Here is a 26,086-nt window from a genome sequence, read left to right on the forward strand (position 1 = left end):
CTGCCGTGCGGGCAGCGGGAGCGTGCGACGGGACAGGGAGCCAGCACATGCCGCAGGACACCGAGAACACGCAGGCCGCGGACCGGCAGGCCCGGCGGGCCAGGGCCCGCCAGCGCACCGCCGGGTTCCTCGCCACCGACACCACCGCCTGGGTCGGTGGGTTCGTCGCCGCAGCGTGGACCCGGTTCGAGTTCCAGCTGCCCCCGGGCCAACTGGGCCGAGCAGCCGCGGTCGGCGTCGTCGCGGCGGTCGTACACGTGGCGGTGGCGGCACTGCGACGGCTCTACTCCGGACGGCATCCACTGGGCAGCCTCCAGGAGGTCCAGGGCGTCGCCGGGACCGCCATCACGACGGCCGGCATCGTGCTGCTGGCCCTGCTGCCGTCCGGCGAGCGGGCGGTTCCGGCGAGCACCCCTCTGGTCGGTGGCGCGCTCGCCCTGCTGTTCATGCTCGGCGCCCGGTTCGCGTACCGGCACCGGCGCGACCTCGCCATGCGACCGGACGTCCGGTCGTCGACGCCGGTGCTGCTGTTCGGGATGGGTGACGCCGGCCAGGGCCTGCTCCGCGCGATGCTCAGCGACCCGCGCGGGCGGTACCTGCCGGTCGGCGCGCTCGACGACGACCCGGACAAGCGTGACCTGCGCATCGGCCGGGTACGCGTGCTGGGCGGACGGCGCGACGTCGCCGCCTCGGTCCGGCGCACCGGCGCCACCACCGTGATCTTCTCGGTCGCCAACGCGGACGCCGCACTGATCCGTCAGATCCGCGAGGCCACTCTCGGGGCCGGCGCGGTCTTCAAGGTGCTGCCCCCGGTGCGGGACCTGGTCGACCACCGGATCACCGTCACCGACGTCCGGGACGTGCAGGTCAGCGACCTGCTCGGCCGCCGGCAGGTGGTCGGCGACCTGCCACTGAGCACCAACAGCCTGACCGGCCGGCGGATCCTGGTCACCGGCGCCGGCGGGTCGATCGGCTCCGAGCTGTGCCGCCAGGTGATGAAGGCCAACCCCGGTGAGCTGATGATGCTCGACCGGGACGAGTCGGCCCTGCACAGCCTCCAGATGTCGCTCGCCGGACGGGCCATGCTGGACGGACCCGAGCTGATCCTCGCCGACCTGCGCGACGACGAGGGAATTCGACGGATCATCCGGGAGCGCCGCCCGGAGATCATCTTCCACGCGGCGGCGCTCAAGCACCTGACGCTGCTCCAGCGGCACCCGGGTGAGGCGATCAAGACCAACGTCTGGGGCACCCTGTCGGTGCTGGACGCCTGCCAGGACGTGGCGAAGTTCGTCAACATCTCCACGGACAAGGCCGCCGACCCGATCAGCGTCCTCGGCTACTCGAAGCGGATCACCGAGCGGTTGACCGCCCACGCCGCGTCCCGGTTCCCGGGCACGTTCCTCAGCGTCCGGTTCGGCAACGTGCTGAGCAGCCGCGGCTCGGTGGTGACGGCCTTCCAACGGCAGATCGAGACCGGCAGACCGCTGACCGTCACCCACCCGGACGTCACCCGCTACCTGATGACCCTCCAGGAGGCCGTCCACCTGGTACTCCAGGCCGCTGAGATCGGCCGGGACGGGGAGGCGCTGGTGCTCGACATGGGCGACCCGGTCCGGATCGTCGACCTGGCCCGCCAGATGGCCGACCAGGCGTCCAGCGACGTGCCGATCGTCTACACCGGCCTGCGCCCCGGCGAGAAGCTGCACGAGGACCTGCTCGGGGCCGGCGAGGTCGACACCCGGCCGCTGCACCCGCTGGTGTCCCACGTGGCCGTGCCGGCGCTCGATCCGATGGAGGTCAGTGGCCTCGACCCGTACGAGGATGCGGCGAAGGTCGTCGAGCACCTCGCGCTGCTCTGCACCCAGCCGACCGACCCGGTGGTGGGGGGTTCGCTGGGCGTACCACTGCAGTCGCGCTGACCGACCCGGCCGGCAGGCTCCACACGACAGGGCCGGCGACCGTGGTGAAGCGGTCGCCGGCCCTGTCGGCTGTCCCGGTCAGCGGCGGATGCCCGCCCAGTCGTGGTGCCGGCGGACCGTGGAGAGGATGAAGTCGACCACCCGCCGGGAGGTGTCCGGCACCTGGTAGTCGACCGGGCAGGGCACTCCCCGCGCGGCGACCTGGGCCACGGTGACCCCGATGGCCTCGACGACGCCCTCCGGGTCGAGGCCGGTCATGATGATCCCGCCTGCGTCCAGCGCCTCCGGACGCTCCATCGAGTCGCGCAGGGTGACCGCCGGGAAGCCGAGGATCGCCGCCTCCTCGCTGATGGTGCCGCTGTCGGAGAGGGTGCACCGGGCCTGGCTCTGCAGGCGTACGTAGTCGAACAGACCGAACGGCTCGTGGAAGGTGATGCCGTCCGCGCTGAGGTTGACGTCGGTCAGGGCCTCCAGCCGCTTCTTGGTGCGGGGGTGGGTGGAGACGAGCACCGGCAGCCCCCAGGTCTGCCGTACGGCGTGGAGGCAGTCGAGCAGCCGACGCAGCCGGGCCGGCTGGTCGACGTTCTCCTCCCGGTGGGCGCTGACCACGAAGTAACCGCCGGGTTCGAGGCCGAGCTGGCGCAGGACGTCAGAGCCGGCGATGTCGGCGGCGTAGTGGTTCAGCACCTCACGCATGGGCGAGCCGGTGTGCAGGATCCGGCGCGGGTGGAGCCCCTCGGCCAGCAAGTTGCGCCGGGCGTGCTCGCTGTAGACCAGGTTGAAGTCGGCGATGTGGTCGACCAGACGCCGGTTGGTCTCCTCCGGGACGTTGAGGTCGAAGCAACGGTTGCCGGCCTCCATGTGATAGACGGGCACTCGCATCCGCCGTGCCATCAGGGCGGCGATGCTGCTGTTCGTGTCGCCGAGGACCAGGAGCGCGTCCGGGCTCAGCTCGGTGATCGCCGTCTCCATGCCGGTCAGCACCCCACCCAGCACCCGTCCCAGCGAGGACGTGTCCACCCGGAGCGACCGGTCCGGCTCCCGGAGCCCCAGCTCCTTGAAGAAGACGTCGGAGAGGGTCGCGTCCCAGTTCTGCCCGGTGTGGACCAGCACGTGCTCCACGGTCTCGTCGAGCGCGGTCATGATCCTGGACAACCGGATGATCTCTGGTCGGGTCCCTACCACGGTCATCACCCGTGTCATGTGTCCACCCTTCGCCGATGACTGCGCCGGACTCCGTCTCGGGCCGGCAATTCGATCGTTGGACAAACGAGTCGAGATAGCCGGTGGTAGCGGCATTTTTAATGAAAATTAGTCGTCTATCAAGTTTGTCGGTGGTTATCCGGTTTCCCAGGTTCTTAGTCTGCTTAGGACGGTATGGTCCGGATCTATGACAACTGCGAACTCCCCTGAAATAGCGCAGACGGCTGGAGGAGAAGTGATTTCCTCGCTTTCGGACCGACGTTTCCTGATCACCGGCGGGACCGGCTCCTTCGGGCAGACCATGGTCCGTCGCCTGCTCGACGCCGGGGCCTCCGAGGTGCGGGTACTCAGCCGCGACGAGTCGAAGCAGGACGCGATGCGACACCGCATCAGCGACGACCGGGTCCGCTACTACGTCGGCGACGTACGCGACTACGACTCCGTTTTCAAGGCCAGCCGGGGCACCGAATTCGTCTTCCACGCGGCTGCTCTCAAGCAGGTCCCCTCCTGTGAGTTCTTTCCCCTGGAGGCGCTGCGGACCAACGTGTTGGGCAGCGCCAACGTCGTGGACGCGTGCGAGCGCAACGGCGTCGAGGCACTGGTGTTGCTGAGCACCGACAAGGCGGTCTATCCGGTCAACGCGATGGGCATGACCAAGGCGCTCATGGAGAAGGTGGCGCAGGCCCACGCGCGCAACAACCCGAACGCCCGGACACGCGTCTGCTGTGTGCGCTACGGCAACGTCATGTACTCGCGGGGGTCGGTGATCCCGCTGTTCATCGACCAGATCCGCAAGGGGACGCCGCTGACGGTGACCGAGCCGACGATGACCCGGTTCCTGATGTCGCTGGACGAGTCGGTGGACCTGGTCGAGCACGCCTTCCACCACGGCCAGCCCGGCGACATCTTCATCCGCAAGGCCGACGCCTGCACGATCGGCGACCTGGCCACGGCGCTGTGCAACCTGTTCGGCGTGCCCGTCAAGATGAACGTGCTCGGGATCCGGCACGGCGAGAAGCTCTACGAGACCCTCGCCAGCCGCGAGGACCTGTCCCGCGCCGAGGACTTCGGGGATTTCCTCCGGGTGCCGGTGGACAGCCGGGACCTCAACTACGCCCTCTACTTCGACGAGGGCAGCGTCGACCGGGGCACCCAGGACTTCAACTCGCACAACACCCGCCGACTCGTCGTTCCGGAGATCGAGTCGCTGCTGCTGAACCTGCCGGAGGTGCGGGCGCACCTCGACGCCGTCGCGGCGTGAGCGCCCCGGCCACAAGCGGCGGACGACCCGACCGGGTCGCACTGGTCAGTCAGTGGTTTCCCCCGGAACCGGCGCCCTTCGCCGAGGGCATCACCGACTCACTGCGCCGACAGGGCTTCGACGTCGACGTGCTCACCGGGGTGCCGAACTATCCGAAGGGCGTCGTCTACGACGGCTACTCGGCACGCCGGCGGACCGTCGAGCTGCGCGACGGCTCCCGGGTCATCCGTACGCCCCTGCACCCGAGCCACGACCGGTCCGCGGTCGGCCGGGCCGCCAACTACCTGAGCTGGGCGGCGTCGTCGTCCCTGCTCGGCGCGTCCGTCCTGCGCACCGCCGACGTCGCTCTGGTCTACTCCTCACCGGTGACCGCCACGGCCGCCGCGATGACGGCACGGCGACGCTGGGGCACCCCGTACGTGACCATGGTGCTGGACCTCTGGCCGGACTCCATCTTCGCCACCGGGTTCCTCACCGACGGGCTGGCCCGCCGGCTCGCCGAGGCGAGCCTCGGCTGGTTCACGGACCGGACGTACCGCTGGGCCGACCACGTCACGGTCCCCGCGCCCGGCCTGCGGGACACGATCATCGCCCGGGGCGTCCCGGCCGAGAAGGTGTCGGTGGTCTACAACTGGGCCGACGAGAAGGTCATGCAGCCGACCGAACCGGAGCCCGGCCTGCGCGCCCGGCTCGGCCTGCGCGACGACGACTTCGTGCTGATGTACGCGGGCAACCACGGCCCGGCGCAGCGACTCGACACCGTGATCGACGCCGTGGCCCGGCTGCACGACCTGCCGGACGTCCACCTGGTCCTGGTCGGCGACGGGGTGGAGAAGGACGCGCTGATGGCGCAGGCGGCGCGCAGCCGGCCCGACCACGTGCACTTCCTCGACCCGGTGCCACCGGAGCGCCTGGCGGCCCGGATGGCAGCCGCCGACCTGCACCTCGTGTCCCTGGCGAACGATCCGCTGTTCAGCATCACCCTGCCCAGCAAGGTCCAGTCGATCCTGGCCTGCGGCCAACCCGTGCTCGCCTGCGCGCCCGGCGACGCCGCCCGGGTCGTCCGGCACGCCGGGGCCGGCTTCGACGCCCGCCCCGAGGACCCGGAGAGCCTGGCCGAGGTCGTCCGGCAGGCCCGGCAGACACCGCGGTCGCGGCTGCGGGCGATGGGACGGGCGGGCCGGCAGCACTACCTGGCCCACATGAGTCAGGCGACCAACGTGCAGGTCCTCGCCGACCTGCTCACCGAAGCGGCACGGCGGGCCAGGAGCGACACCCGCCGGGACAAGGAGTCACGATGACCCGACGCGTCCTCGTCCTCGGAGCGACCGGGATGCTGGGCCACGCCCTCGTCCGGGAGCTGAGCGCGGATCCCGGGCTCGACGTGTACGGCGCCGCGCGGAGCATGGAGGGCCGCGCGCACCTCTTCCCGCCCGACCTGCTCGCCCGGATCACCCCCGCCCTCGACGTCAGCCGGTTCGACCAGGTGCGGCAGGTGCTCGACGACATCCGACCGGACGTCGTCGTCAACTGCGTCGGCGTGATCAAGCAGCGCCCGGACGTCCAGGACGCCGTCCACACGGTGATGCTCAACGCGCTCTTCCCGCACCTGCTGGCCGACGCCTGCGCGCAACTCGGCAACCGGCTGGTGCACGTCAGCACCGACTGCGTGTTCTCCGGCAACCGGGGTGGCTACCTGGAGGACGACCTCCCGGACCCACCCGACCTCTACGGGCAGTCCAAGTTGCTGGGCGAGACCCGGTCGGCTCCCGCGCTCACCCTGCGCACCTCCATCATCGGGCACGAGTTGACCACCAACCGGTCGCTGCTGGACTGGTTCCTCTCCCAACAGGGCCTGGTGAACGGGTTCACCAGGGCGATCTACAGCGGCGTGACGACCGTCGAGTTCGCCCGGCTGCTGCGCGAGGTCATCCTGCCCCGCGAGGACCTGACCGGGCTGTACCACCTCGCCGCGGAACCCATCTCGAAGTACGACCTGCTCCGGCTGGTCGCCGACGTGTACGGCTGGCGGGGCGAGTTGCTGCCGGACGTCGACTTCGTACTCGACCGGTCGATGCGTGCCGACGCGTTGGAGCAGGCCACCGGCTACCGGCCGCCGACCTGGCCGGACATGATCCGGCTGATGCACGAGGCGCGAGCCAGGTGGAACATCCCCGAGGCACTGGTGAGCCGCCAGACCGCGCCGGTCTGACCGCACGTACGCCAGGGGTCGGCTGCCCGCCGGCCTTTCCGCAGGAGCCGAAGGACATCACGTGGTAGAACGCCTTGGCCTCGTCGCCCTCGTCGTCGGGGCAGTCTGTCTCACGGCGGTCACGACCGCCTTCGCCCTGGACGAACCGATGATCGCCGCCGGTGTGGCGGTCCTGCTCGTCGCGCTCTACCTCACGCGGCGGCTCGACGGTTTCCGGCGGATCCTGGCGGTGGCGACGATTCTGCTGGTCTGCGCCTCGTCGAACATGCCGTCGCTGGTCACCTTCAGCTTCTACGGCCGGTACGTCGCGGTCGGCTGCCTGGTCCTCTGGGCGTTGCTGGGGCGCGACCGCAGGATCCGACCGGCCGACAGGTGGACGCGTCTGTTCATCGGCACGCTCTGGGTGACCGCGGGGTTGGCCACGCTGAGCAGCGTGTGGTCGATCGTCCCGTTGCACACCCTCCAGCAGGGCGTCGCGCTGGTGCTCCTGGCCGCGCTGGCCCACGTGTTGCTGCGCCGCCGGTGGGCCGACACGGCGGCCGTGGCCGCAGACCTGCACGTGGTCTACGTGGTGCTCAGCCTGTCGCTCGTGGTCAGTCTCGGCTACCTGATCGCCGGGCGCCCGTCGGCCACCTCCTTCAACGACCGGTTCCAGGGCCTGTACGCCAACCCCAACATGCTGAGCATCATCTGCGCCCTGACGATCCCGCTCGGCTGGGCGCTCTACCAGCAGTCGGGCAGGCGGGCGCAGCTGCTCGGCATGGTGCCGGCGCTGATCGCCGTACCACTCACCGAGTCCCGCACCGCGTTGATCGCCGTCGTCGTCGGCGGACTCTGGGTGGTGCTGCGGCACGGGGTCGGGCCGATGGCACGTCTGGGGGTGGTGGCGGTCGGGGGCTTCGGGCTCGCGTACCTGTTCGGTATGGTCCCCAGCTTCGTCGGTTCCACCTGGGTGCAGACCTTCACCGCCCGGTTCACCGACCCGGACAATGGCGACCTCTCCAACGGACGCACCCAGACCTGGCAGGCCGCCTACGAGCTGTGGCAGAGCCGCCCGACGCTGGGCTTCGGCTACGCGTCGGGAATCCACCTGTTCGAACAGACCCGCCAGAACGGCTTCTTCGACGTCAGCGTCAACCTGGTGCACAACAGCTACCTGCAGTGGCTGCTGGAGCTGGGGGTCATCGGCGTCGCCCCGCTGCTCCTGCTCCTGCTCGCCGCGATGCGGGCGGTGCTGCTGGCCCCCATCGGGGCACTCAACTCGGGTCTGGTCTGGCTCATCGTCACCGGCCTGCTGATCCAGGTCACCGAGTCGACGATGTTCGGCATGGGTCAGCCCTACCCGTACGTGTTCTGGCTGGCCGTGGCCGCCGTCCTGGTGAAGACCCGCTCGGGGCGCCACGTCTCCGGGGTTCCCGCCACCGCGTACATCTCGGCGCGCGCCGACGGCGGGCCGTACCCGCACAGCGCGGCGGGTCGGCGGCAGCCGGCCGGTGCGCACGGTCCGGCCCGGCGGGAACGGGTGCCCGTGCGGTAACGCCCGCCCAGGAATGCCGGACGGCCGCCCCACCGGGGCGGCCGTCGGTCGTTCCGGAACCCGCGCGTCAGCTCGCCGCGCCGCCCGTGGGGTCGAGGAAGGCCGTCACCCGTGCCCGCCAGGCCCGGTGGTCGAAGGACTCACGGGCCGTCCTGCGGGCCGCTTGGCTCATCGCCGACCACTCCTCGTCCCGCAGGCGCAACGCCCGCTCGATCCCGCGCTGGACGTCGTCCGGACCGTTGCCGTCGAGCACGAGGCTCTCCACCCCGTCCCGCACGTACGCGGCGAGGTCGCTGGTGTAGTTGAGCATCACCGGACATCCGGCGGAGAGGCTCTCCGGCACCTTGGACGGGAAGCCGTGGGCGGCGTATCCCCCGGTCGGGCGCACCAACAGCGAGAAGTGCGCCTCCGACAGCAGGGTGAGCACCGTGTCGCGGGGCACCCGGCCGAGGAACGTCACCTCGGCCGACACCGAGTCCAGTACCGAGACGTCCAGGTCGGACAGCGCGGCGGCGTCCTGGCGGGTGACCCCGGCGATGGTGAGGCGTACCCGCGCCTGGTCCTGCGGTGTGAGCCGGCTGATCCCGCGGAGGATGACGTCGAGCATGTCCTTGCGGCCGGGGGTGCCGGCGTACAGCAGACGCAGCCCGCCGGTCAGCGACGACGGCCGCGGCTCGGCGAACTCGTCGCAGTCCACCTGCGGCGGCACCACCAGCACGTCGAGGCCACGCCGTTCGAAATAGCCACCGAGGGTGGTCGACACCGCGATGGCCCGATGGACGAGGCGGGCGGCCAGGAAGGTGGACCAGCGGTGCCGGACGAAGTACGGGGCCAGCCAGCCGCGCCGGAACTGGCGACGGTCGTGCCGCTCGCTCGCGTCCACCACCACGGGGCAGCGCAGCGCGAGCCGCAGCACCGCCCAGTTGCCCAGGGTCATCATGGCCATCGGCAGCAGCACCACCGAGACGTCACCACGCGCCACGCCCCGGCGGCGCATCGCCCGCAACACCCGCACCGGGCGGGCGAGGCGGGCCGACATCCGGGCGAGGCGGTTTCCTCCCTGGGTCCGCAACGTGATCAGCTCGATGCCCGCCACCTCGTCGCGCTCCGGTGGCACCGACCCGTCGGACGGCCAGTCGTTGACCACCAGCGTGTACCTGCCGTGCGGCGCCGCACACCGGGCGAGTTGCAACAGCCGGTTGGAGGTGGCGTCACCGTAGGGAAAGCGGTAGTGGCCGATCAGGAGCGGACGTGGCTGCTCCGTCCGCCGCGCCGGGACGTCGCGCCTCCCGTGGTCGGTGCCGAGCACCGTCGTCTGGTCGTTCATCTGTCTCACCGTTCCGAAGCGGCGGGCAGCCGACTTCTGTCCTTGACAACAGGTGCGGACGGCGGGCCCTCGGGCAGCCGCCGCCGGTAGATAGCCAGGTGTGTCTCGACCGCCGACTCGATCGCGAAGGGGCTCAGCTGGAAGCGTCGGCCGGCCGTGTCGGGATCGGTCGCCATGGTGTGGCCGGCGGCGGTCGCCACCGCCGCCGCCCAGACCGACGGCGCCGCGTCGGTGTCGACGATGGTGACTCCGGGCAGGTGCTCGTCGATGAAGCGCACACCGGGCAGGTCGGCGGCGACCGTGCCGATCCCCAGGGCAATGGGTTCCAGCACACCGCCCGGCAGGCCTTCCAGGCAGGACGGGTGCACGACCACGTCGGCCTGCCGGAGCAGGCCGCCCACGTCGTCGCGTGGGCCGAGCAGGTGCACCCGGTCGGCGACGCCGTGCTCTGCGGCGGCTGCTCGCACACGCGCTTCGTCGTTGTCGTCCGAGGGACCGATGAGGACGACGTGGGCGTCGACGCCCTGGTCGCGCAGACCAGCCACGATCGGCGGCAGGAGCCAGCGCCGCTTCTCCGGTGAGGCCCGTCCCACGCTCACGCAGAGCAGGTCGTCCGGGCCGGCCCCGGTCAGGGCCCGTAGGTGGTGACCGGTCGGCCGGTGGAGCCGGTCGAGGTCCAGACCGTTGAGCACGACCTGACAGCGCGGGTCGTCCCGCCAGGCCCGGTCGTAGCCACAGGTGAGAGCGCTGGGCGAGACGCCGAGGATGTCCGTGGCCGACGCTCGCAACAGCTGTCTCCAGAACCACCGCTGCGCCCGCCGACGCAGGTTGCGGTGCTGGTTGTCGTCACCCCGGAAGTGGGCGACCCGGGTCGGTACGCGGCCGAGCAGGGCGAGGCAGAGAAGCACGCCGGAGAAGTTCGCGCAGTCCACGTGCACCACGTCCGGACGCAGCCGCCGCAGCAGCCGGAGGAAGCGCAGCGCGAACCGGGCATCGAGCGGGATCGGGATGACCGACCCGCCGTGTCGGACGGCCGCCTCCGCCAGAGGGCCGGGCCCGATCCGGTCGCTGAGCGTCACGAAGTGGACCTCCGTACCGGCGGCGGCGAGACGGGGCAGCAGCTCGGCGGTCCGCATCTCCGTACCCCCGAAGTTCAGCTCGCCGAGGACCCGCAGCACCCGGCACCGGCCGTCGTCACCCCGACGTCCCGTCACGGGCGGACCGCCCGCGCGGCGGCCGCCGACGACCTGTCGACCTGGCGGCCCGGACGCTCCCGGTCCAGCCCGAGCAGCCGGGTGAAGTACGCGCCCCGCTCGAACGCGTCCGGTTCCGCCACCACCACCCGGTCGATCTCGTCGAGCGCGTCCGCGAGGCTCGCCACGTCCGAGGTGCGGTACGGGGTCAGGGCACTACCCGCGACCTCGCGGGACTGCGCGCTGTCCGGCGCGAACACCGGCAGGCCGTAGACGCGGGCCTCGGCGAGCGGATAGCCGAAGGACTCCACCAGGCACGGGAAGAAGACGGCCGTCGTCCGTCGCCAGTGTTCGGAGAGTTCGTGGTGCGACAGCTGCCCCAGCAGGTCCAGTCGCGGATGCCGGGCCAGGTCGTCCGGCAGTTCGTGGGGGTGCGCGGTCATCCGTACCCGGGCGGGGTGCTGGCGCCGGTCCAGCGCGGCCAGCAGCACGCGGAGTTCCGTGACCACGTTCTTGAACGGTGACGGCACGATCGGGACGAGGATCGACACCTCGTCCGTGGGCACCCGCGGGCCGACCGGGCTGACCGGGTTCGCGAGCACCAGCAGCCGGTCGCGTACCGCCGGCACCCGGTCGGCGACCCGTTGCGCCATCGCCGAGCACGGGACGGCGATCACGTCGGCCCGGTGCAGCAGCCGCCGGACCACGGGAATCTGCGCCCGCAGCGACCGGGGTTGCAGTGTCAACAGCCGCCCCTCGGTGGGTGCCAGGAAATGCAGGGCGTTGTGCACCAGCACCCGCCGCTCGGCGCCGCGCCAGGCGAACGAGACGTTGTTCAGCGAGACGACCACGGGGGCGCCGGCGGCGGCGACCTCGCGCCGCACCAGCCACGACGGAGTGAGGTGGCGGTCCCGCCCGATGACCCGGATCGGGGCGGTGCCATCGGCGAGGAAGGCGTCGAGTTCGGTCTTGAGCCGGCCGGCCCCGCCGCCCGCCCCGCCCGCGGCGTCGATGACGATCTGCGCCTGTTTCATCGAAGGACTCCCCTAGCTGTCGAAGAGGACCGGCCGACTGGCGGTCCACACCGAGTTGGACGGCGGACGGTCACACCGCCACCTCGGACCCGTCACGTGTGGTGGCAGGGTCGGACCTGGCCAGCGCGCGCCGGTAACCGGCGATGGCGGCGGGCCACATGGTGAGCAGATAGGCCAGGCAGCCGGCCAGCGGCAGCCCCACCAGCCCGAACTCGCGTAGCCCTGCGATCTTCAGCGCCGTCGCCAGCAGCAGGAAGGCGGCCCAGCCGACGAACTGCGGGCGCAGGAGGCCGATGCTGTTCTGCACGAGAAGCAGCGGGGAGGCGACCGCCACCAGGAACGACCAGAGCGCAAGCCCGGCCAGGACGGCGACCGGCACCACCGCGGCGTCGACCCCACCGACCCACAGGTCGAGCAGCCGGTGACCGAGGATGACCAACGCGAGCCCGGCCGTCCCCACGATCAGACCGTTGAGCAGCATCATCCGTCGGGTGGTCCGGCGTACCCAGGCGATGTCGCCGCGGGCGAGGGCGGCCCCGTTGGCCGGCCACACCGTCATCCCGACCAGCGCGACGAACAGGGACAGGACGCCGAAGAGCTTCCCGACGACCGCGTAGTACGCGGCGACGCTGAGCCCGAGGACGTGTGCGACCAGCGGGCTGTCCACGTTCAGCGCGATCGACGACATCGCCGAGAGCGCGAAGAACTGGAGACCCAGCCGGAGCAGGCCCACCGCCGTGGCCCGGTGCACCAGCCCGGGTCGCGGCCGTGCGGTGGACTCCTGACGCCAGAAGTAGACGAGGGTGTTGACCAGGTTGGTCAGCGGGACGGCCAGCACGGCGCAGGCGATCACCGTCAGCGGGCTGCTCCCGGCGGCGATCGCGGCGAGCACGGCCACCATCGAGGACAGGGCACCGGATGCCTGCCACGCATTGCTCTGGGTGACCTGCGCGCGGGCGTACTGGACCCGCTGGATCAGGGAGAGCGGCACGTTGATCGCGAAGGCCCCGAAGCAGAGCAGGGCCAGGGCGGACGCCTCCGCGGCGATGGTGGGGTCGGTGACGCCGAACACCCGGGCCCAGGGCACCAGGGGTTCGAGCAGGACGAGGCCGACCAGCAGGGCCAACGCGACCGCGCCGAGCGTGGCGTACGCGCTGGAGATCTCCCGCGCCCGCTGGCGGGGGTGGTCGGCGAGGAGGCTGAGCCGCGTCAGCAGGCCGTTGCCCAGCCCCAGGTCGGCGAACCAGGCCATCCCGGTGAGCGCGGTGATCGCCATCCACAGGCCGTAGCGCTGGTCGCCGAGATACCGGAAGCACGCCGGGGTGATGACCAGCGGCGCGGCGAGACCGACCCCCTTGGCGACCAGGGAGGTGGCGATGTCCACGCTGAGTCGGCGGTCGCGCCCCGCGGGCAGCAGGCGCGACAGGCCACGTCGGGATCGGACCTCCGGCGCGGTCGGTGCGCCGGGGTCCGGGGGTGGGAGGGGCGGTTCGGCGGTGAGTTGGGCCCGCTCTGCCCTGCTCGTCGACTTCTGGGTCACCGCTGTGCGGCGTGTTCGACGTGCAACAGCCCGGCCATCCACTCGATGGTCGCCCGGAGACCGTCGGTACGGTCGATCGGTACGACGTCCGGGAACAGCTCCCGCAGCGTGGTGTTGTCGGCCAGCGAGTGGGGGACGTCCCCGACGCGGGGCGGGGCGTACTCGCGGGCGATCGGACGATCCAGCAGCTCGCTGAGTTCGTCCAGCACCTCCAGCAGGTTCGCCCGCGCGCCGAAGGCGAGGTTGACCGGGTGCGGGTGGTGCACGCGCCGACGGAGCGCGTCGAGGATGACCTCGCACACCGTGCCGACGAAGGTGAAGTCGCGGGACTGGGTGCCGTCGCCGTGCAGCACCACGGGCTCCCCCCGCAGGGCGCCGTGGACGAACCGGGGAATGACCGCGGCGTAGGCATGGTCGTGCCGCTGCCCGGGGCCGAACACGTTGAAGAACCGGAACGCCAGTGTCGGCAGACCGAACGACGCCTGGTGGGCGAGGGCGTACGCCTCGGTGGCGAGCTTGCTGGCGGCGTAGGGGCTCATCGGCCGGGTCCAGGTGAGCTCCTCCTTCGGCAGCGCGGGGTTCATCCCGTAGACCGACGACGAGGAGGCGACCAGGACGTGGCCGACGTCGTGCCGTCGTGCCGCTTCGAGGACCATGAGCGTGCCCGTCGCGTTCGCGTGGTGGGAGGCGAGCGGGTCGATCAGCGAACGGGGCACGCTGGGCAGCGCCGCCAGGTGGACGACCGCCTCGCGTCCGGCCATCGCGGCGTCCAACGCACCGGGATCCAGGATCGATCCCTCGACGACGTCGACGTCCAGCCCGTCGAGGTTGCTCCGCAGTCCGACCGACAGGTCGTCGAGGATGGCCACTTCCTTCACCGCAGGATCGACCAACGCGGCGCGGGCCAGGTTCGAACCGATGAAACCGGCCCCACCAGTGATCAGAATGCGCATGGACAACCTCTCGGGGGTATGGACCGACCACCTGTACATCGAGGCAGGCCAGGGTGCAGTGACGGGCATCCGTGACGTAACGGGAGAAGCCGACGGCCAGCCGGCCTCAGACCGTCGTGACCCCGTAGATCTTCTTGATCGCCTCGTGCTTCGCCTGGACGGCGAGATGGCCGATGCCCAGCGACTTGGCCTGCAACTGCTTGAGGTACTCGTCCGTGGTGCGCAGCGGGCGAGCCGGCACTCCGGCCGCCACGGTGTTGTCCGGGATGTCGCGGGTGACGATCGACCCCGCCCCGATCACGCACCGGTTACCGATGTTGACCCCAGCCAGGATCATCGACCGCATACCGATGTAGACGTCGTTGCCGATGGTGATCGGTGCCGTCCAGTCCAGCTCGGGATGGTCCTTGCGCAGGATCAGGGTGCCCCCGTCATGCGTCACGAACTGGACCCCGGCGGTGATGTAGACGTTGTCCCCCATCGTGATCAACCAGGGCTCGGACCCGAACATCGCCCGGTTCACCGCGTAGAACTTGACCCGGCCGTTCAGCTTCACACCAAGTGACCGGGCGAACGCCTCAGGATCACGGGAGCCGGCGAGGTGGTCCTGAACCCTGCGGATCATGGTGCGAACGCGACTGGGCACCTGTCGACCTCACTTACTGAGCAATCGGCGGAGGGAATGGCATACCGTGACCGGACCAAACACCTCCGTAACGATCCCGCCGAGCCGAGGTGACGGAAACTCCCGAACGCCGCTCCGGTCCGGACCGACCACGGTCAGCTGCCCCCGCCATGCCGATCACGTGCGGCACCGATGCCGACACGGTCAGCAACACCACCCCCATCGAACTATTGACAGGTATCACCCCCGCGCCGAAGGCTCGCGCGTAGAGATCCTTCACCCAAGGAGGCGCGATGAGACCGAGACGACTGGCGATCGCCAGCGTGGTCACCCTGCTCGGCGCACTGGCACTCACCCCACCGGCCAGCGCGCGGCCCCCGTCCGAACCGGGCCTCCGTGACGGCCTGGAGGTGTACGTCGGCACGGTCGACGCGAAACAGCGGGATCAGCTACGCGCGGCGGGGGTCGACCTCGGCCACGACGCGGAGACGGACTCGACCGGCCGCACGACGGTCGAGACGGTGCTCAGCCGCCAGCAGGCGAAGCGACTGACCGACAAGGGCGTTCCACTGTCGGTCAAGAAGGTGCGGGGCAAGGACGCGTCGCAGGTGCTGCGGGAACAGGCTGCGGCCGGCTGGTCGTCGTTCCGCCCCTACGGGGAGCCGGGCGGCATCCGGGACGAGTTGAACGCCACCGCGGCCCGGTACCCCAAGTTGACCAAGGTGGAGACGATCGGCCGTACTCACCAGGGCCAGCCGATCCTCGCCGTGAAGGTCACCAAGAACGCGCGGACCGTCGCGGACGGCCGGCGACCGGCGGTGCTGTACGCCGGCGCACAGCACGCCCGGGAGTGGATCACGCCGGAGATGACCCGTCGGCTGATGCACCACGTGCTGGGCAGCTACGGCACCGACGCGGAGATCACCCGTCTTCTGGACACGACCGAGCTGTGGTTCCTGCCGGTGGCAAACCCGGACGGCTACGACCACACCTTCACCCCTGGCAACCGGTTGTGGCGCAAGAACCTGCGCGACAACAACGGCGACGGGCGGATCGGCTCCGGCGACGGCGTCGACCTCAACCGCAACTTCGCCTACAAGTGGGGCTACGACAACGAGGGCTCGTCACCGGATCCGAACAGCGAAACCTACCGGGGGCCCAGCCCCAACTCGGAGCCGGAGACCGTAGCCCTGGATCGGTTCTTCAAGCGGGTCGGGTTCGAGTTCCTCGTCAACTACCATTCGGCAGCCGAGCTGCTGCTCTACGGCATCGGCTGGCAGGTGAGCACCCCCAGCCCGGACGACGTGATCTACGAGGCGATGGTCGGGGACGACGCGCACCCGGCGGTGCCCGGCTACGACCCGGACATCTCCGCGGAGCTCTACACCACCAACGGTGACACCGACACTCACGCCACCATCCGGTACGGCACGCTGGGCTTCACCCCGGAGATGTCCACCTGTGAGGCCGCCTCGGCCGTCGACCCGGACGACGAGTGGCGCCCGGAGGACTGCGTCAGCGGATTCATCTTCCCCGACGACGAGGAGCTGATCGCCGGCGAGGTGGGCAAGAACCTACCGTTCGCGCTGGCCGTGGCGAAGTCGGCGGCGGACCCGGACGAGCCGGTTTCGGTGGTCGGTAGGAGCACCCCGGACTTCGTGGTGGACACCTTCGACACCTCGTACGGGCGTAACCAGCAGGTTGCCTCGATCACCCGTCGGGCGCTGAAGAACGTCAAGATGCACTACACGGTCAATGGCGGACGACCGAAGACGGTCGCGGTCCGCGAGTGGCGCGGCGGGGAGCGGTACGGCGACACGCACGACGACTACTACGCCGAGCTGCGCGGCACGGTCGGCGGCACGAAGCCGGGTGACCGGGTGGAGGTCTGGTTCACCGGCAACAAACCGCGTTCCGGCGTGGTCGCGAGTGAACACTTCACCTACCAGGTGCACAGTGACGTCGGCGGTGAGGTGCTGATCCTCGCCATGGAGGACGTCACCGGCCTCAGCCCGGCGCAGACCGGCACCACCGCGAAGTACGCCGACGAGGTCGCGGCGTCGCTGACCGCCGCCGGGCGAAGCAGCGACGTGTATGACTTCGACACGATGGGCCGTGCGGCGCCACACCCGCTCGGTGTGCTGTCGCACTACAAGGCGGTGGTCTGGGAGACCGGCGACGACGTGATCCTGCGCTCTCCCGGCCAGGTGGCCGGCACCGCGGCAAAGGCAGCGCTGGACACCGAGCTGGCCGTCCGGGACTACCTCAACGAGGGCGGCAAGCTGCTGGTCAGCGGTCAGTACGCGCTGTTCGCGCAGGGCGCCAACGGATCGTACGTGTACAACCCGGACGCGCCGCCGGATTGCACGGATGCCGAGGACATCAGCTGCCTGCCGCTGCTGAACGACTTCCAGCAGTACTGGCTGGGGGCACACACCTATGTCAGTGACGGCGGCACCGCGCCGGAGGGAGAGCCGTTCCCGGTCGTCGGGAAAGACGCGGCGTTCACCGGCTTCAACGGGCAGCTCAACGCACCCGGATCGGCGGAGAACCAGGCGCACACCGCGTCGTTCCTGACCACGTCGAGCTTCCTGCCGCCGGACCAGTTCCCGCAGTTCGCCAGCTCCGCACCGGTGGGTTGGGCCCGGCCGGGCGGCGCGCCGTTCGACCCGCGCACGGGCGAGTGGTACCTGCACAGCGGCCAGGCCGACGAGGCGTACAAGCGGCTCACCCGCACCGTGGACCTCACCGGGGCGAACAGCGGTGAGCTGCGTTTCTTCGCCTCGTACGAGATCGAGCAGAACTGGGACTTCCTCTTCGTCGAGGCGCACGCGGTGGGCAGCGACGACTGGACGACCCTGCCGGACGCCAACGGCAAGACCAGCACGGCCACCGGGGACAGCTGCCCCGAAGGTTGGGTGGAGCAGTTGCACCCGTTCCTCGGGCACTACCAGGGCGCGGACTGCTCCTCCACCGGCACAACCGGGGCCTGGAACGCGGCGACCGGGTCGTCGAGTGGCTGGAAGGAGTTCGTGGTCGACCTGTCCGGCTACGCCGGCCAGCAGGTCGAGGTGTCGATCACGTACGCCTCGGACTGGTCCACCCAGGGCCTCGGCGTCTTCCTGGACGACGCCCGGGTGCTGGTCGACGGGTCGACCGTGGCGGATACCTCGTTCGAGTCGGCCGACCTGGGCGGCTGGACGGTGGCTGGGCCACCGGCCGGCTCCGCTGGCAACGCCAACGACTGGTCACGCAGCCAGCAGGCGTTCGAGGAGGGCTCGGCGGTGGTCACCGGGGACACGGTGTATCTGGGCTTCGGGCTGGAGGGCCTGCCCCCGGCCGCCCGCGATGACCTGGTCGCCCGTTCGCTGACCCATCTCACCGGTCAACCCCGCCCCTGACGGCGGCGAGGTGCGCCGGCGGCCTGCGGGCCGTCGGCGCACCTTCGGTGTACGCCGGGTGCGCCCGCCACCGATGTGATGAGCTGTACGGGTGTCGGGGCTGGGACTTGTGCTGCACCCCACCCGGGATGTCACCGAGGTGGTCGGGATCATCGAACGGTGGGCGACGCGCCACCGCAAGACGCTGATCGTGCGCGAGGAGGACCAGCACCGGGTGCCGTCCTGCGTCGAACCGGTGCCGGCGAGTGAGGTCGCCACGCGGGCCGACGCACTGATCAGCATCGGCGGCGACGGCACCATGCTGGGTGCGCTGCGCTCCGCCATCCGCGACCCGAAGCCGGTGCTCGGCGTACACCTTGGTCATCTGGGGTTTCTCGTCGAGATCGAGCCGCCGGAACTGCCCGACGCGCTGAGCCGGCTGCTGTCGAGGGACTTCACCATCGAGTCGCACGCCTGCCTGGCCTGCGACGTCTGCGGCGACGACGTCGTGGCGTTCAACGACATCGCGCTGGTGCGCCAGCCCGGCTCCGGCTTCGTCAGCGTCACCCTCGCCATCGACGGTCAGCAGTACGGCTACTACCGCAGCGACGCCGTGGTGGTCAGCACCCCGATCGGCTCGACGGCGTACAGCTACGCCGCTGGCGGCCCACTGATCTCCCCCGCCGCCGACTCGGTGGTGATCACGCCGTCGGCGCCGATGGCCGGCATCTCCCGGTCGGTGGTGCTCTCGCCGGACGAGAAGATCCGCCTGGAGCTCCAACCCAACTCGTCGCCGGTCGTGGTGGAAATGGACGGGCTGGTGTTCCGCGACGCGGCGACGGAGGGGACGGTGGACATCACCTACCGGCGCAACGCCGGCCTGGTGGTCCGTTTCGACCCGCTGCGTTACCAGGAGCGCAACCAGTTGAAGATGACCCTGCTCGACCTGCCGTTCCTCCCCGAACAGCTCCGCGAGCTGCTCCCCGAAGAACTACGAAGACGCACCCAACAAGAACTGAACCCACCCTGCTGAACCCCCACCCCACCCCACCCCCACCCCACCCGGCCCCGCCCCCACCCGCCGTTGATCATGAAGTTATTGCCACGACACGCCGAGGCGGAGGGCAATAACTTCATGATCAACGCGGGCGGGCGGGCGGGGCGGGGCGGGCGGGCGGGCGAGGGCGCGGGCGGGCGGGGGTGGGTTAGGGGGTTAGGGCTTGGTCTACCAGGGCTTTGGCTTCTTCCTGGATCTTCTTGAGGTGGTCGGGGCCCTGGAAGGACTCGGCGTAGATCTTGTAGACGTCCTCCGTGCCGGAGGGCCTCGCGGCGAACCAGCCGGACTTCGTGCTGACCTTGAGGCCACCGATGGGGGCGTTGTTGCCGGGGGCGGTGGTCAGCGTCGCGGTGATCGGCTCACCGGCAAGCTCGGTGGCGGTGACCTGGTCCGGCGAGAGCTTGCCGAGCACGGCCTTCTGCTCCCGGGTGGCCGGGGCGTCGATCCGGGCGTACGAGGGCGCGCCGAACCTCTCGGCCAGCTCCGCCCAGTGCTCGCTCGGGCTGCGCCCGGTGGTGGCCAGGATCTCGGACGCGAGCAGGCAGAGCAGCAGCCCGTCCTTGTCGGTGGTCCAGGTGGAACCGTCGCGGCGCAGGAACGACGCCCCGGCGCTCTCCTCACCGCCGAAGCCGACCGCGCCGTCGAGCAGGCCGGGCACGAACCACTTGAAGCCGACCGGCACCTCCAGCAGCGGACGACCCAGGTCCGCGGCGACCCGGTCGATCATCGACGAGGAGACCAGCGTCTTGCCCACCGCGGCGTCCGGACCCCACTGCGTACGGGTGCGGAACAGGTGACCGATCGCCACCGCCAGGTAGTGGTTGGGGTTCATCAGCCCGGCGTCCGGGGTGACGATGCCGTGCCGGTCGGCGTCCGCGTCGTTGCCCGTGGAGATCTGGTAGTCGGCGCGGGCGGCGATCAGCGATGCCATCGCGTTGGGCGAGGAGCAGTCCATCCGGATCTTGCCGTCGCCGTCCAGGGTCATGAACCGCCAGGTCGGGTCGACCGTCGGGTTGACCACGGTCAGGTCCAGCCGGTGCCGCTCGGCGATCTCACCCCAGTACGCCACACTGGCCCCGCCCAGCGGGTCCGCACCGATCCGGATTCCGGCGTCGCGGATGGCGTCGATGTCGATCGCCGACGGCAGGTCGTCGACGTAGTGGGCGAGGAAGTCGTACTTCCCGGTGGTGTCGGCGGCCCGGGCCCGCGCGTAGGTGACCCGGCGGACCTCCTTGAGCCCGGCGGTGAGGATGGCGTTGGCCCGGTCCTGGATCCACCGGGTGACGTCGGTGTCGGCCGGCCCGCCGTTGGTGGGGTTGTACTTGAAACCGCCGTCGTCGGGCGGGTTGTGCGACGGGGTGATGACGATGCCGTCGGCGAGCCCGCTGGTGCGACCCCGGTTGTGGGTGAGGATCGCGTGCGACAGCGCCGGCGTGGGGGTGTAGCCGTCGCGGCTGTCCACCAGCACGGTGACCCCGTTGGCGGCGAGCACCTCCAGGGCGTCCACCGCGGCCGGCGCGGAGAGCGCGTGGGTGTCGCGGGCGAGGAAGAGCGGCCCGTCCAGGCCCTGCTCCCGCCGGTAGTCGCAGAGCGCCTGGGTGACCGCGAGGATGTGGTCGGAGTTGAACGCGTTGCGCAGGCTGGAGCCGCGGTGCCCGGAGGTGCCGAAGGAGACCTGTTGCGCCGGGTCCGTGGGATCCGGATGCTCGGCGTAGTAGGCGGTCACCAGGCGCGGCACGTCGACCAGGTCGGCGGGCTCGGCGGGCTGGCCGGCACGGGGGTGGGTCACTGCGGGATCCTCCTCGGGGAGTGCGCGTCGGTCACGGCTCGACCTTCTGGCCCTTGCCGATCACCACGATGCCGTTGTCGGAGACGGTGTAGCGCTGCCGGTCCTTCTCCAGGTCGACGCCGATCTCGGCGCCCTCCGGGACGAACACGTTCTTGTCCAGGATCGCCCGCCGGACCACCGCATGCCGGCCGATCTCCACACCCTCCATCAGCACCGAGCCCTCGACGTGCGCCCACGAGTGCACCCGCACCTTCGGCGAAACGATCGAGTTCTCCACCAGGGAGCCGGAGATCACCACGCCCGGGGAGACCATCGAGCCGACCGCCCGGCCGACCCGCTCACCCCACTGGTGGACGAACTTCGCCGGCGGCCACGGCGGCTGCTCGGTGTAGATCGGCCAGTCGAAGTTGTACATGTTGAACACGGGGTGCACGTTGATCAGATCCATGTGCGCGTCGTAGAACGAGTCGAGCGTCCCCACGTCGCGCCAGTAGCCGCGGTCCCGGTCGGTGCTGCCCGGCACCTCGTTGTCGCGGAAGTCGTAGACGTTGGCCTCGCCCCGCTCGACGAGCATCGGGATGATGCTGCCGCCCATGTCGTGCTTGCTGGTCTTGTCTTCCGCGTCGCGCTCGACCGCCTCACACAGCGCCCGGGTGGTGAAGACGTAGTTGCCCATCGAGGCGTAGATCTCGTCCGGCGCGTCGGGCAGACCCACCGCGTCGGTGGGCTTCTCACGGAACGCCCGGATCCGCTTGCCGTCCTCGCCGACCTCGATGACACCGAACTGGTCGGCCATCGACAGCGGTTGGCGGATGCCGGCGACGGTCACCGCGGCGCCGGAGGCGATGTGGTCCTCCACCATCTGCCGGGGGTCCATCCGGTAGATGTGGTCGGCACCGAAGACGATCACGTAGTCAGGCTGCTCGTCGTTGATCAGGTTGAAGCTCTGGTAGATGGCGTCGGCCGAGCCGGCGAACCACCACGGGCCGCGACGCTGCTGCGCCGGCACCGGGGTGACATAGTTGCCGAGCAGCGTGGACATCCGCCAGGTCTTGGTGATGTGTCGGTCGAGGGAGTGGGACTTGTACTGGGTCAGCACGACGATCTTGAGATAGCCGGCGTTGGCCAGGTTGGAGAGGACGAAGTCGACCATGCGGTACATCCCGCCGAACGGGACGGCCGGCTTGGCCCGATCCGTGGTGAGTGGCATCAGGCGCTTGCCCTCCCCACCCGCCAGGACGATCGCGAGCACCTTGGCAGCCATGCCCCGACGCTATCCACCCGCGTCCCACTTCACCACTCGTACGGGGACTCTTCTGCACTAGGGTGCGCACATGACCGACTCCTCCCCGGCCACCGGATCCCTGCGCGTCGATCTGCTCACCCGCGAGTACCCACCGGAGGTCTACGGCGGCGCCGGGGTGCACGTCGAGTACCTGGCCCGGGAGTTGCGCCGCCTCACCGACGTCCGCGTGCACTGCTTCGGCCTGCCGCGCACCGAGCCCGGGGTCACCGCGTACGCCGAACCGCCCGGCCTGACCGGCGCGAACGCCGCGCTGCGCACGATGGGCGTGGATCTGGAGATGGCCGCCGGCGCGGCCGGCACCGACGTGGTGCACAGCCACACCTGGTACGCGAACATGGCCGGTCACACCGCGAAGCTGCTGCACGGGGTGCCGCACGTGGTGACCGCGCACAGCCTGGAGCCGCTGCGGCCGTGGAAGGCCGAGCAGCTCGGCGGCGGTTACGCGCTCTCGTCCTGGATCGAGCGCACCGCCATGGAGGCCGCCGACGCCGTGATCGCGGTCAGCGGGGGGATGCGCAACGACGTGCTGACCGCCTACCCGCAGATCGACCCGTCCCGGGTCCGGGTGGTCTACAACGGCATCGACACCATCCAGTACGCCCCGGACTCCGGCACCGACGTGCTGGACCGGCTCGGTGTCGACCCGTCCCGACCCAGCGTGGTCTACGTGGGCAGGATCACCCGGCAGAAGGGCCTGCCCTACCTGCTGCGGGCCGCCCGGGAGCTGCCGGCGGACACCCAGCTCGTGCTGCTCGCCGGCGCGCCGGACACGGCCGAGATCGCCGCCGAGGTGGAGGAGCTGGTCGCCGAGTTGCGGGCCAACCGGTCCGGCGTGGTCTGGGTCGCGGAGATGCTGCCCAAGCCCGAGGTGATCCAGGTGCTCACGCACGCCACCGTGTTCGTGTGCCCCTCGGTGTACGAGCCGATGGGCATCGTCAACCTGGAGGCGATGGCCTGCGAGACGGCGGTGGTGGCGACCGCGACCGGCGGCATCCCCGAGGTGGTGGCCGACGACGAGACGGGCCTGCTGGTGCCGATCGAGCAGGCCACCGACGGGTCCGGGCGACCGCTGGCCCCGGAGAAGTTCGTGGCCGACCTGGCGGCGGCGATCAACACGCTGCTTGCCGACCCGGCGCGTACCGAGCGGTTCGGCCTGGCCGGTCGGCGGCGCGCGGTGGAGCACTTCTCCTGGGACGCCATCGCCCGGCAGACCGTCGAGATCTATCGCTCCGTCGGCGCAGCCTGAGGAAGACCGACGACGACCCCGGCCCTCGTCCGACCTAGATCCACTCGGGTTTCCGGAAACCGCCGCATCCAGGTCGCGCCGATACCGCGCTTTCAACAAACCCATGTCGATCTTGACGGCTTGGCCGCGCGCGAACGGATCTCGCGCAGTAGGTTGGCGGGGTGACTGGACGGTTCCCGATCGAAGACGTCTCCCCCGTCGTCTCGTGCGGGCGGTACCCGGCCAAGGCGGTGGTCGACGAGCCGGTCCCGGTGTCGGCCCGCGCCTACCGGGAGGGGCACGACGCGCTCGGCTGCAACGTGGTCTGGACGGGTCCGGACGGCGTCACCAGGCCGTTCACCCGGATGCGCCCCGGCGAGCCCGGCCAGGACCGGTGGCACGCCACCATCGCGCCGGATGCCGTCGGCTCGTGGTCCTTCGCCGTCGAGGCGTTCCAGGACCCGTACCTGACCTGGCAGAACGCGGTGACCAAGAAGATCGCCGCCGGGCAGGGTCCGGAAGATCTGGCCAACGACCTGGCCGAGGGCGCGCGGGTGCTCGCCGCCGCTCAGGGCCTCGTCCCGACCGCCGACCGGCCCCGGGTCGCCGACGCCCTGACCGCGCTGGTCGAGACCGACCTGCCGCTGCCCCAGCGGGTCGGCCCGGCGCTGGCCCTGGCCGACCTGCTCTGGGAGCACCCGGTGCGGGAGCTGGTCACCGCCGGCGACACGTACTCGATCTGGGTTGACCGCAAGCGGGCCCTCTACTCGGCCTGGTACGAGTTCTTCCCCCGCTCCGAGGGGGCGGTGGGTGGGCGCTCCGGCACCTTCGCCACGGCCACCGACCGGCTGCCGGGCGTGGCCGCGATGGGCTTCGACGTGCTCTACCTGCCGCCGATCCACCCGATCGGCCGGATCAACCGCAAGGGCCGCAACAACGCGCTCACCGCCGGGCCGACCGACGTGGGCTCGCCGTGGGCGATCGGCGCCGCCGAGGGCGGCCACGACACCATCCACCCCGATCTGGGTACGCCGGCGGACTTCCGCGCCTTCATCCAGGCGGCGGCGGCGCAGGGCCTGGAGGTGGCGATGGACCTGGCGTTGCAGTGCGCGCCGGACCACCCGTGGGTCACCGAGCACCCGGAGTGGTTCACCACCCGGGCCGACGGCAGCATCGCGTACGCGGAGAACCCCCCGAAGAAGTACCAGGACATCTACCCGGTCAACTTCGACAACGACCCGGAGGGCATCCGGGCCGAGGTGCTGCGGGTCGTGCTGCACTGGGTCGGCGAGGGCATCCGGATCTTCCGGGTGGACAACCCGCACACCAAGCCGTTCGACTTCTGGCACTGGCTGATCGCCGAGGTGAAGACGGTCGACCCCGACGTGCTGTTCCTGGCCGAGGCGTTCACCCGGCCGGCCATCATGCACGGCCTCGGCAAGGTCGGCTTCACGCAGTCGTACACCTATTTCACCTGGCGCACGACGGCGGCCGAGATGCGGGAGTACTGCGAGGAGCTGGTCGAGTCGGCCGACCACATGCGGCCGAACTTCTGGCCGAACACGCCGGACATCCTGCACGAGTCGTTGCAGCACGGCGGCCCGCCGATGTTCAAGATCCGGGCGGTGCTGGCTTCGCTGCTCTCCCCCTCCTGGGGCATGTACGCCGGCTTCGAGCTGTTCGAGCACGTGGCCCGGCCGGGCGCAGAGGAATACCTGGACAACGAGAAGTACGAGTTGCGCCCCCGGGACTGGGCCGGTGCCGAGGCGCAGGGCCGGTCGCTGGCACCGTTCCTCACCACCCTCAACCGGGTACGCCGGGACAACCCGGCCCTGCACCAGCTCCGCAACCTGCGCTTCCACGAGATCGACAACCCGGCGCTGCTCTGCTGGTCCAAGCACGACCCGGAGACCGGCAACACCGTCATCGTCATCTGCTCGTTCGACTCGCGCGAGGTGCAGTGGGGCAACACCACCCTCGACATGCCGTCGCTCGGCTTCGACTGGCACGAGCGGTTCACCGTGCACGACGAGCTGACCGGCACCAGCTACGACTGGGGTCAGCGCAACGCGGTGCGGCTCGACCCGTACCTGCAACCGGCGCACGTGCTGACCGTTCGCCGACCGGTCGCACCCTCCGCCCCGGAACCCGCCGGCGCCGAGCCTGCGGACCTCACCGTGGAGGACGTGCCGGACGACCTCTCCGGTGGCACCGCGCCGACAGCTCCCGCACCGACAGCTCCCGCACCGACAGCTCCCGTTCCGACAGCTCCCGCGCCGACAGCTCCCGTTCCGACTCCGCCCCGCCGGTCGGGCCCGGTTCCGACCCCGCCGCGCCGAGCGGCCACCCGCCCGTCCGCCTCCGCACCGACCGACGCCGCCCCGAAGGACGCCCGATGGACCAGCTGATCTCCGGCGCGACGCACGACCCGCACGCGCTGCTCGGCGCGCACCCCGCCGACTCCTCGACGACGATCCGCACGATGCGCCGGGGTGCCGGCGACGTGGTGCTGCTCGTCGGCG

At 70.7% G+C, this 26,086-nt stretch carries 19 protein-coding genes; 10 read left to right on the forward strand and 9 right to left on the reverse strand.

What is annotated here, in order from left to right; genetic code table 11:
- The first annotated feature begins 47 nt into the window (after positions 1-47).
- The gene (locus LADH09A_RS16935) at positions 48-1,922 is read left to right on the forward strand and encodes a nucleoside-diphosphate sugar epimerase/dehydratase (RefSeq protein ID WP_238646222.1); all 1,875 of its coding nucleotides are present in this window, start codon (positions 48-50) and stop codon (positions 1,920-1,922) included.
- A gap of 78 nt (positions 1,923-2,000) precedes the next feature.
- On the opposite strand, the gene wecB is transcribed toward LADH09A_RS16935, so the two are convergent.
- The gene (gene wecB / locus LADH09A_RS16940; RefSeq protein ID WP_238646224.1) at positions 2,001-3,125 is read right to left on the reverse strand and encodes a non-hydrolyzing UDP-N-acetylglucosamine 2-epimerase; all 1,125 of its coding nucleotides are present in this window, start codon (positions 3,123-3,125) and stop codon (positions 2,001-2,003) included.
- A gap of 235 nt (positions 3,126-3,360) precedes the next feature.
- Here wecB and LADH09A_RS16945 point away from each other — a divergent pair, with 235 nt between their 5' ends.
- From LADH09A_RS16945 to LADH09A_RS31930, 4 genes are all read left to right on the forward strand, one after another.
- The gene (locus LADH09A_RS16945; RefSeq protein ID WP_308194590.1) at positions 3,361-4,386 is read left to right on the forward strand and encodes a polysaccharide biosynthesis protein; all 1,026 of its coding nucleotides are present in this window, start codon (positions 3,361-3,363) and stop codon (positions 4,384-4,386) included.
- Positions 4,383-5,687, forward strand: coding sequence for a glycosyltransferase family 4 protein (locus LADH09A_RS16950; protein WP_238646225.1), 1,305 nt, complete (start codon positions 4,383-4,385; stop codon positions 5,685-5,687). Before LADH09A_RS16945 ends, LADH09A_RS16950 begins: the two co-directional genes overlap by 4 nt.
- The gene (locus LADH09A_RS16955; protein ID WP_238646227.1) at positions 5,684-6,598 is read left to right on the forward strand and encodes a dTDP-4-dehydrorhamnose reductase family protein; all 915 of its coding nucleotides are present in this window, start codon (positions 5,684-5,686) and stop codon (positions 6,596-6,598) included. Before LADH09A_RS16950 ends, LADH09A_RS16955 begins: the two co-directional genes overlap by 4 nt.
- A 61-nt stretch (positions 6,599-6,659) precedes the next feature.
- On the forward strand, positions 6,660-8,135 hold the full coding sequence (locus LADH09A_RS31930) for an O-antigen ligase family protein (RefSeq protein WP_238646229.1): 1,476 nt from the start codon (positions 6,660-6,662) through the stop codon (positions 8,133-8,135).
- A gap of 67 nt (positions 8,136-8,202) precedes the next feature.
- Here LADH09A_RS31930 and LADH09A_RS16965 read toward each other — a convergent pair whose 3' ends face one another.
- From LADH09A_RS16965 to LADH09A_RS16990, 6 genes are all read right to left on the reverse strand, one after another.
- Positions 8,203-9,462 carry a glycosyltransferase gene (locus LADH09A_RS16965; RefSeq protein ID WP_238646231.1) on the reverse strand — a complete coding sequence of 420 codons (1,260 nt, stop codon included), beginning with the start codon at positions 9,460-9,462 and terminating at the stop codon, positions 8,203-8,205.
- Positions 9,463-9,467: 5 nt separating this feature from the next.
- Positions 9,468-10,676 (reverse strand): glycosyltransferase family 4 protein, encoded by a 1,209-nt coding sequence (locus tag LADH09A_RS16970; RefSeq protein WP_238646233.1) that lies wholly within the window; start codon positions 10,674-10,676, stop codon positions 9,468-9,470.
- Positions 10,673-11,689: a glycosyltransferase gene (locus LADH09A_RS16975; RefSeq protein ID WP_238646234.1), complete on the reverse strand. Its 1,017-nt coding sequence runs from the start codon at positions 11,687-11,689 to the stop codon at positions 10,673-10,675. The genes LADH09A_RS16970 and LADH09A_RS16975 overlap by 4 nt, the downstream gene beginning before the upstream one ends.
- Positions 11,690-11,759: 70 nt before the next feature.
- Entirely contained in the window at positions 11,760-13,229 is a 1,470-nt protein-coding gene (locus LADH09A_RS16980) for a lipopolysaccharide biosynthesis protein (protein ID WP_238646235.1), read from the reverse strand.
- Positions 13,226-14,182 (reverse strand): NAD-dependent epimerase/dehydratase family protein, encoded by a 957-nt coding sequence (locus LADH09A_RS16985; protein ID WP_238646236.1) that lies wholly within the window; start codon positions 14,180-14,182, stop codon positions 13,226-13,228. Before LADH09A_RS16985 ends, LADH09A_RS16980 begins: the two co-directional genes overlap by 4 nt.
- A gap of 106 nt (positions 14,183-14,288) precedes the next feature.
- Entirely contained in the window at positions 14,289-14,807 is a 519-nt protein-coding gene (locus LADH09A_RS16990; RefSeq protein ID WP_099851971.1) for a DapH/DapD/GlmU-related protein, read from the reverse strand.
- Positions 14,808-15,100: 293 nt separating this feature from the next.
- Here LADH09A_RS16990 and LADH09A_RS16995 point away from each other — a divergent pair, with 293 nt between their 5' ends.
- Together LADH09A_RS16995 and LADH09A_RS17000 are read left to right on the forward strand one after the other, a co-directional pair.
- Positions 15,101-18,208, forward strand: coding sequence for a M14 family metallopeptidase (locus LADH09A_RS16995; RefSeq protein WP_238646237.1), 3,108 nt, complete (start codon positions 15,101-15,103; stop codon positions 18,206-18,208).
- A gap of 100 nt (positions 18,209-18,308) precedes the next feature.
- Positions 18,309-19,220 (forward strand): NAD(+)/NADH kinase, encoded by a 912-nt coding sequence (locus LADH09A_RS17000; RefSeq protein ID WP_274529667.1) that lies wholly within the window; start codon positions 18,309-18,311, stop codon positions 19,218-19,220.
- A gap of 172 nt (positions 19,221-19,392) precedes the next feature.
- Here the strand turns inward: LADH09A_RS17000 and pgm are convergent, their stop codons facing one another.
- Both pgm and glgC read right to left on the reverse strand, forming a co-directional pair.
- On the reverse strand, positions 19,393-21,033 hold the full coding sequence (pgm, locus tag LADH09A_RS17005) for a phosphoglucomutase (alpha-D-glucose-1,6-bisphosphate-dependent) (protein WP_238646239.1): 1,641 nt from the start codon (positions 21,031-21,033) through the stop codon (positions 19,393-19,395).
- A 31-nt stretch (positions 21,034-21,064) separates the two neighbouring features.
- Positions 21,065-22,297, reverse strand: a complete 1,233-nt coding sequence (gene glgC / locus LADH09A_RS17010; RefSeq protein ID WP_124823459.1) for a glucose-1-phosphate adenylyltransferase — start codon at positions 22,295-22,297, stop codon at positions 21,065-21,067.
- 70 nt (positions 22,298-22,367) lie between these two features.
- Here glgC and glgA point away from each other — a divergent pair, with 70 nt between their 5' ends.
- The 3 genes from glgA to LADH09A_RS32095 all read left to right on the forward strand — a co-directional run.
- Positions 22,368-23,585, forward strand: coding sequence for a glycogen synthase (gene glgA, locus LADH09A_RS17015; protein ID WP_238646240.1), 1,218 nt, complete (start codon positions 22,368-22,370; stop codon positions 23,583-23,585).
- Between the two features lie 161 nt (positions 23,586-23,746).
- Positions 23,747-25,972: an alpha-1,4-glucan--maltose-1-phosphate maltosyltransferase gene (locus LADH09A_RS17020; RefSeq protein WP_238646242.1), complete on the forward strand. Its 2,226-nt coding sequence runs from the start codon at positions 23,747-23,749 to the stop codon at positions 25,970-25,972.
- A partial coding sequence (locus LADH09A_RS32095) for a GlgB N-terminal domain-containing protein (protein ID WP_372492298.1) occupies positions 25,960-26,086 on the forward strand: 127 nt, incomplete at its 3' end. The genes LADH09A_RS17020 and LADH09A_RS32095, both read left to right, overlap by 13 nt.

Origin of the sequence: Micromonospora cabrerizensis, from assembly GCF_022230955.1 — a bacterium.
Classification (GTDB): Bacteria; Actinomycetota; Actinomycetes; order Mycobacteriales; family Micromonosporaceae; genus Micromonospora; species Micromonospora cabrerizensis.